The organism is Kitasatospora sp. MAP12-44 (assembly GCF_029892095.1).
In the GTDB taxonomy this organism is placed as follows: Bacteria; Actinomycetota; Actinomycetes; order Streptomycetales; family Streptomycetaceae; genus Kitasatospora.
The window spans coordinates 8,171,659-8,183,446 of record NZ_JARZAE010000004.1; the positions used below are offsets into that span (position 1 = coordinate 8,171,659).

Here is an 11,788-nt window from a genome sequence, read left to right on the forward strand (position 1 = left end):
CGACTGGCGTTTCGGCATGCCACGGGGAGTTTGCGGCCAGCCGCGTCCATTGCCACCCGTGCCCCGACGTGCCGTCAGACTCACACCCGGAGGGCTCATGAGGCCTGTCTTATCGCTGACTTCGCCGCTGACGGACCTGGTCATCGGGATCACGCCCCTGCAACAGCCGGACGCCGCGCTCGCGGAGGCCGTCTGCCGGGCGGGCGCCTTGGGCGTGCTGGACCTCGGGGTCGGCGACCGCCGCTCGCGGGAGGAACTCGCGGTGCTGCGCGAGCGGTTGGGTGGTGGCTACGGGGTCCGGGTCGGGCCCGACTGCCTGCTCTCGCCCGCGGACCTGCCCGCACCCGACGGCGTAAGACCCGCGGTGCTGCTGCTGGATGGCCAGGTCCCGGGCTGGGAGGTGGCGCAGCTGGCCGCCGAGTACCGCGTACTGGTCGAAGTAACCTGCCTGGAGCAGGCTTTGACGGCCGCCCAGGCCGGGGCACACGGCCTGATCGCGCGGGGCGCCGAGAGCGGCGGCCGGGTCGGCGAACTCAGCACCTTCGTCCTGCTCCAGCAGCTGCTGGGAGCGCCGGCCATCGACCTGCCGGTCTGGGCCTGCGGCGGGATCGGGCCGCGCACCGCCGCGGCCGCGCTGGCGGGCGGCGCGGCCGGAGTGGTGCTGGACAGCCAACTCGCCCTGCTGGCCGAGTCCGCGGCGCCGCAGGAGGCGGCAGCGGCGCTGCGCGGTATGGACGGCAGCGAGACGACGGTGGTCGACGGGTGCCGGGTACTGGAGCGCAGGGCCCGGGGCGGCGAGTCACTGAAGTTGATGGTGGGTCAGGATGGTTTTCTGGCAGCCAGGTTCGCCGATCGCTGGGGAACGGTCGGCCATGCGGTGCGCGGTGTGCGGGAGGCCGTGCTGGACGTACTGGACGGGCTGCGCGCGCCGGCCGGTCCGGGCGCGGCGGCGCGGCTGGTGGGGCGCGGGACGCTGATGAGCCAGGCGCTGGGCACGGAACTGCCGGTGGCCCAGGGCCCGATGACCAGGGTCAGCGACCAGCCCGGCTTCGCCGGCGCGGTGGCGGCGGCGGGTGCGCTGCCGTTCGTGGCGCTGGCCCTGGCCGGCCCCGAGCAGACCCGCGAGCTGCTGGCCCGCACCGCCGACGCCATGGGTGGACTCCCGTGGGGCGTGGGCGTCCTGGGATTCGCGGCGGAGGAGGTCAGGGCCGCCCAGCTGGAGCAGGTGCTGGCGGCGCGGCCCAGCCACGCGGTGATCGCGGGCGGACGGCCGTCCCAGGCACGGGTGTTGGAGGAGGCGGGGATCCGTACCTTCCTGCATGTGCCCTCACCGGGACTGCTGCGGCAGTTCCTGGAGGACGGCGCGCGGCGGTTCGTCTTCGAGGGCGCGGAGTGCGGCGGGCATGTCGGGCCCCGGCACAGCTTCCCCTTGTGGGAGGCGCAGTTGGCGGTGCTCGAGGAGTTCCTGGACGCGGCGAAGGAGCCGTGGCAGCCTGGGGCGCCGGCGGTCGTCGAGGTGCTGTTCGCGGGCGGCGTGCACGACGAGCGCTCGGCGGCGATGGTGGCGGCGCTGGCCGCACCGCCGGCGGCGCGGGGCATGGCCGTCGGGCTGCTGATGGGCACGGCGTACCTGTTCACCGAGGAGGCGGTGGCCCATGGCGCGGTGCAGGAGCAGTTCCGGCGCCAGGTGCTGGCGGCCGACGGGACGCGGCTGCTGCAGACGGCGCCCGGGCACGCCACCCGGTGCGTGCCGAGCCCGTTCACCGTCGAGTTCGAGCAGACCCGGGAGCGGCTGCGAGCGGAGGGCGTGCCGGACCGGGAGGCCTGGGAGCAGCTGGAGCGCCTGAACGTGGGCCGGCTGCGGATCGCCAGCAAGGGCGTCGACCGGCTGGCGGGCGAGCTCACCGCGGTGGACGAGCAAGGGCAGCTGGAGCGGGGGATGTTCATGGCCGGGCAGGTCGTCGTGCTGCGCTCGGCGACCACCACGCTGGCCGAGCTGCACGCCGCGGTCAGCGGCGGCGCGACCGACTTCCTGACCGCCCGCGCCGCCGAGCTCGCGCAGCGCCTGGGCCTGGCCCCGGCGGCCGCGCCGCAGCCGGAACCGGCGCCGCTGGAGATCGCCGTGATCGGCATGGCGGGGATGTTCCCGCAGGCCCCCGACCTGCCGGCGTTCTGGGCCAATGTGGTGGGCGGGGTGGACGCGGTGACCGAGGTGCCGCCCGAGCGCTGGGACCCGGAGCTCTACCACGCGAGCGACGGCGCCGCGGGCACGACGCCGTCCAAGTGGGGCGGCTTTCTGCCGCCGATCCCGTTCGACGCGCTGAGCTACGGCATCCCGCCGACCGCGCTCGCCAGCATCGAGCCGGTGCAGCTGCTGGCCCTTGAGGCGGCCCGCCGAGCGCTGCAGGACGCCGGCTACGACGCAGGCGGAGCGCAGGGCGGCCGCAGCTTCGACCGCTCGCGCACCAGCGTGGTCTTCGGCGCGGAGGCGGGCAGCGACCTGTCGAACGCGGGGGTGCTCGGGGCGGTGCTGCCCGGCTACCTCGGCGCGGTCCCGCCGGCGATCGCCGAGCAACTGCCCAAGCTCACGGAGGACTCCTTCCCCGGCATGCTGGCCAACGTCATCGCGGGGCGGATCGCCAACCGGCTGGACCTGGGCGGCGCCAACTTCACGGTGGACGCGGCCTGCGCCTCCTCGCTCGCCGCGCTGGACGTGGCCTGCAAGGAGTTGGCGACCGGCAGCAGCGACCTGGCGCTGTGCGGCGGCGCGGACCTGCACAACGGGATCAACGACTTCCTGCTCTTCGCCTCGGTGCACGCGCTCTCGCCCACCGGCCGCTCGCGCCCGTTCGACGCCTCGGCGGACGGCATCGCGCTGGGCGAGGGGGTGGGCTGCCTGGTGCTGAAGCGGCTGGCGGACGCCGAACGGGACGGCGACCGGGTCTACGCCGTCGTCCAGGGGATCGGCAGCGCCAGCGACGGCCGGTCGCTCGGCCTGACCGCGCCGCGCCCCGAGGGGCAGCGGCTGGCGCTGGAGCGCGCCTACCGCGGCGCCGGGCTCACCCCGGCGCAGGTCGGCCTGCTGGAGGCGCACGGCACCGGCACGGTGGTCGGCGACCGTACCGAACTGGCCACCCTGGAAGCGGTGTTCACCGAGTCCGGGGCGGCGCCCGGGAGTTGTGCGCTGGGGTCGGTGAAGTCGCAGATCGGGCACACCAAGTGCGCGGCGGGGCTGGCGGGACTGATCAAGGCCTCGCTGGCGCTGCACACCGGCATCAAGCCGCCGACCCTGCACCTGGAGCAGCCGAACGCGGCCTGGCAGCCCGGCGCCAGCCCGTTCGCGTTCCACGCCGAGGCCCGCCCCTGGGTCGAGCCCTCGGCCGAACGGGTCGCGGGAGTCAGCGCGTTCGGCTTCGGCGGCACCAACTTCCACGCGGTGCTGCGGGGTTACCAGGGGCCGGCGCCGGTGCACGGCCTGCAGCAGTGGCCCGCCGAGCTGTTCACCTTCCGGGGCGCCGACCGGGAGCGGGCCCTGCGCGGCGCGGCGGAGCTGCTGCGGCTGGCGCGAGCGGAGGGTGCGCCGTGGCGGCTGCGCGATCTGGCGCTGGCGGCCTCCCGGCGGGCGGAGTCGGGCCACGGCCCGGTGCAGCTCGCCCTGGTCGCCACGGACCTCGCGGAGTTGACCGTGCTGCTGGAGCGGGCGGTGGCGGGGGAGCAGAGCCCGGGGCTGCATCTGGCGGCGGAGGACGGCGATGCGGCAGCGGGGGCGGTCGCGTTCCTCTTCCCCGGGCAGGGCAGCCAGCGTCCTGGCATGTTCGCCGAGCTGTTCGCGGCCTTCCCCGGGTTGCAGCGCCATCTGCGGCTGGGCCGGGCGCAGGCCGAGGTGCTCTACCCGCCGCTGGCCTTCACCCCCGAGGACCGTCAGGCGCAGCGCGCGGCGGTCACCGACACCCGGGTGGCCCAGCCCGTCCTCGGCATGACCGGCCTGGCGGCGTACGAGCTGCTGGCCCTGGCCGGGGTGCGTCCGGAGCTGGCCGGCGGCCACAGCTACGGCGAACTGGTCGCGCTGTGCGCGGCGGGGGCGCTGGCCGCCGAGGACCTGCCGCAGCTCGGCGCCGAGCGGGCGCGGGCGATCCTGGACGCGGTCGGCGAGGGCGGCGACCCGGGGGCGATGGCGGCCGTGGACACCGGCGCCTCGGAGGTCGAACAGCTGCTGGCCGCAGCGGGGTTGGCGGGACGCGTGGTCGCGGCCAACCGCAACGCGCCCCGGCAGACCGTGGTGTCAGGACCGACCGCGGAGGTCGAACAGGCGACGGCGCTGCTGCGCGAGGCCGGGCACGGGGTGAAGCGGCTGCCGGTCGCGTGCGCCTTCCACAGCCCGCTGGTGGCCGGCGCGGGCGAGCGCTTCGCCGCGGCGCTGGCGGCACGCACGGTGCGGGCCCCGGAGTTCCCGGTCTACTCCAACCGGACGGCGGCCGCCTACCCGCCGGACCCAGCCGCGGTGCGGGCCGGTCTTGAGGCGCAGATCGGCGCGCCGGTGCGATTCGTGGAGCAGATCGAGGCGATGTACGAGGCGGGCGCGCGGGTGTTCGTCGAGGCCGGGCCCGGTTCGGTGCTCAGCCGGCTGGTGTCGGCGGTGCTCGCGGACCGCCCGCACCGGGCCGTACCGCTGGAGGGGCGCCGCCGGGCGCTGCCCGGATTCCTCGACGCGCTGGCCGAACTGGCCGTCGCGGGCGTGCCGGTGCGTACCGACCGGCTGTTCCGCGGCCGCGACGCGGTGGACGCGGGCCGGGCGCGGGCGGCGCGCCGGCCCGGTTGGACGGTGGACGGGCAGCTGGTGCGTACCGCTGCCGGAGAACTGCTGCCCGGTGCGCTGGCACCGGTGCGACCCGTACCGGAGGCTCTGATGACGGCCCAGACACCGCAACCGAACAGCGATGCGCTGGTCTCGGAGTTCCTGCGCAGCAGCCGGGAGTTGATCGCGGCCCAACGGGACGTGCTGATGACCTACTTCGGTGCCACCGGCCAGCCGGCGGCCGCACTGCCGGTGCCCGTCGTGGCGCCGTTCGCGCTGCCGCAGCCGCCGGTCGAGGCCGTCACGGTGGAGGAACCGATGGCCGAGGCGGCGCCCGGGGCGCCCTCGCTGACGGCGGACGACCTGCTGCGCGCGGTGGTCGAGGTGATCGGCGAGCGCACCGGCTACCCCGTCGACATGATCGAGCCCGACCTCGACCTCGAAGCCGACCTGAGCATCGACTCCATCAAGCGCACCGAGATCATCGGCCAGCTTGCCCGCCGGCTGGCCGCCGCCCCCGAGCTCGGCGCGCTCGCCGACGAGCAGGTGGAGGAGCTCTCGCGCGCCCGCACGGCGGCCGCCATCACCGCCTGGCTGACCGAGCGCCTGAGCGCTCCTGCCGTACAGCTTGAAGCAGCGGAGCCTGCGCCGCAGGAGCCGCAGACCGTCCAGAGCCACGACCCGGTGCGCCTGGAGTTCACCGCCGCGCCGCTCGCCGAGCCCGACCGGGCGGCGGGGGAGCTGGCAGGCCGGCGCTACGCGCTGCTGGGCGAGGACGGCCACGGCGTCGCCCAGGCGCTGTCCGGGCGGCTCGCCGCCCTGGGCGGGCAGCTGCTGGCGCTCGACGCGACGTACGAACTGCTCCCCACGGACGGCCCGTTGGACGGTGTGCTGCTGCTCGACCCGCTCGCCGAGCACGGCGCGCCGGTGCTGCCGGGGTGCGTGCCCGCGCTGCAAGCCGCGCTGGCCCGCTCCCCGCGCCACCTGCTCGCCGTCCGCGCCCTGTCCAGCCCCGAGGCTGGTAGGGCGGACGGGCTGCGCGGGCTGTTCCGCACGCTGGCCCGCGAGTACCCGCAGCTCTGCGCCCGGCTGGTCGAGGTCGACCCGGCGGACCCGGAGCAGGCCGCTGACGCGCTGCTCGGTGAGCTGCTGGCCGAGGACCACGAGCCGGTGGTGCGGCGCACCCCGGCCGGCCGCCAAGGCCTGACACTGGTCGAGCGCGGCCTCGGCGCGCTGGGCAGCACGGGCGCGGGCCCGGCCGGCGACGGTGTCGCCGAGGCGTCCGCACTGGGCCTGGACCAGGACGCCGTGGTGCTGCTGGTCGGCGGCGCGCGCGGGATCACCGCGCGGTTCGCGGCGACGCTGGCCGCGGCGAGCCGCTGCCGCCTGGAGCTGCTGGGCCGCACCGCCTGGCCGCAGGACCCGGAGAGCGCGGTGACGGCCGCCGCCCGCGACCGCTCGGCGCTGCGCTCCGCGCTGGCCCGCGACGGCGTGCCGCTGCCTTCGGTCGACGGCGCGGTCTCCCGGCTGCTGGCCGGGCGCGAAGTCGCGGCGACGCTGGACGAGTTGGCGAGGCTCGGCTCGCCGGCCCGCTACCGGTCGGTGGACGCGGCCGACCCGGCGGCGCTGCGCCAGGCGGTCAAGGAGGCCTACGCGGAGTACGGCCGACTGGACGGCGTGGTCTACGCGGCGGGCGTGATCGAGGACAAGGTGCTCGCGCAGAAGGACCCGGAGTCCTTTCGGCGGGTCTTCGCCACCAAGGCCGAGGGGGCCAGGGCCCTGCTGGAGTCGCTGGCCGAGCTGCCGGCCGGGCCGCGCTTCACGGTGCTCTTCGGCAGCATCGCGGCCGCGCTCGGCAACCGCGGCCAGAGCGACTACGCCGCCGCCAACGACGCCCTTGAGGAGCTCGGCGCCCGCTGGGCGGACCGCACCGGACGCCGCGCGCTGACCGTGCACTGGGGACCGTGGGCGCCGTCCGGCGCGCACGGCGGCATGGTCTCCGAGGAGCTGGCCCGGGACTACACCCGCCGGGGCGTGCGGCTGATCGAACCGGGCGCGGGCACGCTGGCGCTGCTGCGCGAACTCGCCTGGGGCGACGAGTCGGTGCGGGCCGTGGTCTACACCGCCTCGGGCTGGTGAGCGCCCCGATGGAGCGGACGGCCACCCCGGTGGCGGTGGTGGGCATGGCGGTGCTGCTGCCGGGCGCGCCGGACCTGGCGTCCTACTGGCGCAACCTGGTGGACGGCGTCGACGCGATCACGGACGTCCCGGCGGGGCGCTGGGACAGCCAGTACTACGACCCGGGCGCCGCCGCCGGACCGGGCGCGCCGGACCGGCTCTACTGCCGGCGCGGCGGCTTCGTGGACGGGTTGGCGCAGGTGCAGCCGACCCGGTTCGGCCTGATGCCCAGTTCGGTCGCGGGTACCGAGCCCGACCAGCTGATCGCGCTCCAGGTGGCCGCCGCCGCGATCGACGACGCGGGCGGCCAGGACCGGCTGCCGGACCGCGACCGGATCGGCGTGGTGCTGGGCCGGGGCGGCTATCTGACGCCTGGTCAGGTGCGGCTGGACCAGCGGGTCCGCAGCGCGCACCAGGTGGTGCGCACCCTCGGCGAGCTGCTGCCCGAACTGACAGAGGGTCAACTCACCAAGGTGCGCGAAGCGTTCACCGACCAGCTGGGACCGGACCAGCCCGAGTCGGCGATCGGCCTGGTGCCCAACCTGGCCGCCTCCCGGGTGGCCAACCGGCTGGACCTGCGCGGCCCCGCGTACACGGTGGACGCCGCCTGCGCGTCCTCGCTGGTCGCCGTCGACCAGGCGGTCGGCGAACTGGCCACCGGCCGCTGCGATGTGGTGCTCGCGGGCGGAGTGCACCACTGCCACGACATCACGCTGTGGAGCGTCTTCACGCAGCTCAAGGCGCTGTCGCCGAGCCAGCGCAGCCGTCCCTTCCACCGCTCGGCCGACGGCCTGCTGATCGGCGAGGGCACCGGCGTGGTGGTGCTCAAGCGGCTCGCCGACGCCGAGCGGGACGGCGACCGGGTGTACGCGGTGATCCGTGGCACCGGGGTGGCGAGCGACGGCCGCACCCAGGCGCTGGCCAGCCCCGACCCGGGCGGCCAGGGCCGGGCGGTACGGGCGGCCTGGCGGGCGGCCGGCCTCGACCCGGCGGCGCCCGGCTCGGTCGGCCTGCTGGAGGCCCACGGGACGGCCACCCCGGCCGGGGACGTCGCCGAACTCACTACGCTGGCCGAGGTGTTCGGCCCGGCGTCGGTCGACGGCGACCGCGCGGTGCTGGGCTCGGTGAAGTCGATGATCGGCCACACCATGCCGGCCGCCGGCATCGCCGCGCTGGTCAAGGCGGCGCTGGCGGTGCACCATGGCGTGCTGCTCCCCACGCTGCACTGCGACGACCCGCACCCGGCGCTGGCCGCCACCCGCTTTCGGACCATCGGCGCCGCCCAACCCTGGGAGACCGGTCCCGGCGCAGCGCCGCGCCGGGCCGGCGTGAACGCCTTCGGCTTCGGCGGCATCAACGCCCATGTGGTGCTTGAGCAGGCCCCCGACCGCGCCGTCCGGGCGGCCGCGCCGCCGCGTCGGCCTGCCGTGGTCACCGAGCCGGAGCGGGTGCTGCGGCTGGCCGCCGACGGGCCCGAGCGGCTGGCCGAGCTGCTGGCGGCCGACGACGCCACGCTGCTGGCCGCCGCAGGCGCCCTCGCCGAGCCGGCAGGTTCCGCCCCGCGCTGCCGACTGGCGATCGCCGACCCGACGGCCAAGCGCCTGGCGCTGGCCCGCCGCGCGGTGGCCCGGGGGCGGGCCTGGCGCGGGCGCGGCGACCTCTGGTTCACCCCGCGACCGCTGCTCGGACCCGGCTCCGAGGGAGGCCGGATCGCCTTCCTCTTCCCGGGCCTGGAGGGCGAGTTCGCACCCCGGGTGGACGACGTGGCCGACCACTTCGGCCTGCCCCGCCCGCTGCCCGCCGAGGCCGGCGCACCCGTGGGCGACATCGGACGGCACGGGGTGGGCGTGGTCGCCGTCGGACGGCTGCTGGACGCCGCGCTACGCCGGATCGGCATCCGACCGGACGGCGTGGCCGGGCACAGCGTCGGCGAGTGGACCGCGATGATCGCCGGCGGGCTCTACTCCGGCGCGTCGGTGGACGCCTTCCTGGAGTCCTTCGATCCGGACGCCCTGCGGGTCCCCGGACTGGCCTTCGCCGCGCTCGGCGCGCCCGCCGAGCGGGTGCTCGACGCGCTGGCGAGCGTGGACGGCATGCACGAGGTCGTCCTGTCGCACGACAACGCGCCGCAGCAGTCGATCGTCTGCGGGCCGCGCGGGCCGGTCGCCGAACTCGTCCAGTGGTTCCGCGAGCGCGGCGTGCTCGGCCAGCTGCTGCCGTTCCAGTCCGGCTTCCACACCCCGATGCTGGCGCCCTATCTGGAGCCGATCCGGCAGGCCGCCGGCCGCTTCGAACTGCACCGGCCTACCGTGCCGGTCTGGTCCGGCACGACCGCCTCGCCGTTCCCGCAGGGCCCTGACGCCGTACGGGAGTTGTTCGTCCGCCATCTGCTGGAGCCAGTGCGCTTCCGCCCGCTGGTCGAGGCGATGTACGCGGCGGGCTTCCGGGCCTTCGTCCAGGTTGGCACCGGGCAGCTGGCCTCGCTGGTGGGCGACACGCTCGGCGAGCGCGCGCACCTGGTGGTGGCGGCGAACTCCCCGCACCAGGACGGTCTTGCGCAGCTGCGCCGGGTGGCCGCCGCGCTCTGGGTGGACGGCGTCGAGCCGGACGCGGCCGCCCTGCTGCCCGCCGCACCCCTCTCCCGCAGCGCGGCGCGCCCGCATCCGGCCGTCCCACTGGACCTCGGGGGCGCGCTGGTCTCGCTGGCCCCCGCCGCGCTCGGCCCGCTGCGGGCCGCGCTGGCGACCGGCAGGCCGGGAGCCACCGTCGGCTCCGCGTCGATCGCCGGTGCGGGCCTGGCCTCGCTCGCCGACCGGTTCCCGGTGGCGGCCGAACTGGCGGCGCTGCTGGGCGACACCGAGCGGACGGCGGCCGAACTGATCGGCGCCGCACGGCAGTCGACGCCGCGCCGGGCCGCCCCACTTCCGCCGGTCGCCCCCGCGCGCCCGGCGGTCGTCAGCAGCAAGCTGCACGTCTCACTGGACGCCATGCCCTACCTGCTCGACCACTGCTTCTTCCGCCAGCGCGCCAACTGGCCCGATCCGGCCGACCGTTGGCCCGTGGTGCCCGCCACCACGATCCTGCAGCACCTGGTGGACGCCGCCGAGCAGGCGATGCCCGGCCGGGTGGCCGCAGCCGTGCACGACCTGCGCTTCGGGCAGTGGACGCCGGCCGCGACACCGATGGACGTCGAGATCACCCTGCGGGGCGCAGGCCCGCACCGGCTCGCCGCCACCTTTGGTGAATTCGCCCGTGGCACCGTCGAAGTGACGGACCGCCATGCCTGGCCGCCCGCACCCTGGCCGGTGCAGCGGGAGGGCGAGAGCGCACCGGAGGTGACGGCCCAGGACCTCTACGAGCAGCGCTGGCTGTTCCACGGCCCGGCCTTCCAGGGCCTGACCGAGCTGACCGCCCTTGGGCCCGCGCACGTCCGCGGCGTGATCACCGCGCCCCCCGCGCCCGGCGCCCTGCTGGACAACGTCGGCCAACTGCTCGGCTACTGGATTCTCGCCACCCGCACCGAGCGCACCGTCGTCTTCCCGGTCGGCATCCGGCAGTTGAGCTTCTTCGGGCCGGCCCCGCACCCCGGCACGCCGCTGCGCTGCCACATCCGGATCACCAGCCTCACCGAGGCCGCCCTCGAAGCCGACGTCCAACTGCTGCTGCCCGACGGCACGCTCTGGGCCGAGGTGCGCGGCTGGCAGGACCGCCGCTTCGACAGCCACCCGCAGACCCGCCCGGTGGAGCGCCACCCCGAGCGCAACACGCTCTCCGCGCCGCAACCCGGCGGCTGGGTGCTGCTGCACGAGCGCTGGCCCGACCTGGCCTCCCGCGACCTGATCATGCGCAACCACCTCGCCGGCGCCGAGCGGGCCCGCTACGAGCAGCAGCCGCCGCGCGCCCGCCGGGCCTGGCTGCTGGGGCGGATCGCGGTGAAGGACGCGGTGCGGCGCCTGCTCTGGGAGGACGGCGAGGGCCCGGTGTTCCCCGCCGAGATCGAGGTGCTCAACGACGAGAGCGGCCGGCCCCGCGCGGCCGGGGGTGCACGGCCGGACGCTCCCGGCGCTGGACGTCTCGCTCGCCCACTGCGGCGAGGCAGCGGTGGCCCTGGTCCGGCACCCGACAGCGCAGGGCGTGGGGATCGACCTGGAGGAAGTCACCGAGCGGCCCGCCGAGACCCTGGCGGTCGCGCTCGGCCCGGCGGAGCTCGAATTGCTGGCGTCATGCCGGCAGAAGCACGGCGGCTCCGAGGCGCTCTGGTTCACCCGCTTCTGGACCGCCAAGGAGGCGGCGGCCAAGAGCGAGGGCACCGGACTGGGCGGCAGGCCACGCGAGTTCGCCGTGATCGCGGCCGAACCCTCCGCCCTGCTGGTCGCGGTCGGCGCGCGCCGCCACCGGATCTGCTGCACCGAGCTTGCCAGCCCGCCCGGCCTGCCGCAGCGCAGCTACGTCGCCGCCTGGACCGCGGCGGACGACACCCACACCCGACACCTGAGCGACGAGAGGACGACATCGAAGTGACCACCACCGAACAGGAGGTTCTCGCCGAGATCACCGCCATGCTGGCCACCGTCCTGGAGGAGTACGGCCTCGACGACGCCGAGGTGACGATGGAGTCCCGGTTCACCCAGGACCTCGAACTGGAGAGCATCGACCTGGTCACGCTGGCCGGGCAGCTCCAGGAGCGCTGGGGCGGGCGGATCAACTTCGCCGAGTTCATCGCGGGCATGGAGCTCGACGAGATCATCGGGCTGACGGTGGGCCGCCTGGTGCACCACGTGGTGGGCCGCCTGCAGAGCGCCGAGCGGAGCTGAG

The 11,788-nt window shown here is 76.0% G+C and carries 2 protein-coding genes and 1 pseudogene; all 3 read left to right on the forward strand.

What is annotated here, in order from left to right:
* The first annotated feature begins 97 nt into the window (after window positions 1–97).
* The gene (locus P3T34_RS36755) at window positions 98–6,934 is read left to right on the forward strand and encodes a type I polyketide synthase (protein ID WP_280670722.1); all 6,837 of its coding nucleotides are present in this window, start codon (window positions 98–100) and stop codon (window positions 6,932–6,934) included.
* An 8-nt stretch (window positions 6,935–6,942) separates the two neighbouring features.
* Window positions 6,943–11,494 (forward strand): annotated as a pseudogene (locus P3T34_RS36760) (beta-ketoacyl synthase N-terminal-like domain-containing protein).
* On the forward strand, window positions 11,491–11,787 hold the full coding sequence (locus P3T34_RS36765; RefSeq protein ID WP_280670723.1) for a phosphopantetheine-binding protein: 297 nt from the start codon (window positions 11,491–11,493) through the stop codon (window positions 11,785–11,787). The pseudogene P3T34_RS36760 and the gene P3T34_RS36765 overlap by 4 nt, the downstream one beginning before the upstream one ends.
* Window position 11,788: the final 1 nt, after the last annotated feature.

Coding starts and splice junctions, on each gene's coding strand:
- P3T34_RS36755 (WP_280670722.1), top strand. CDS start 98: ATGAGGCCTGTCTTATCGCTGACTTCGCCGCTGACGGACCTGGTCATC.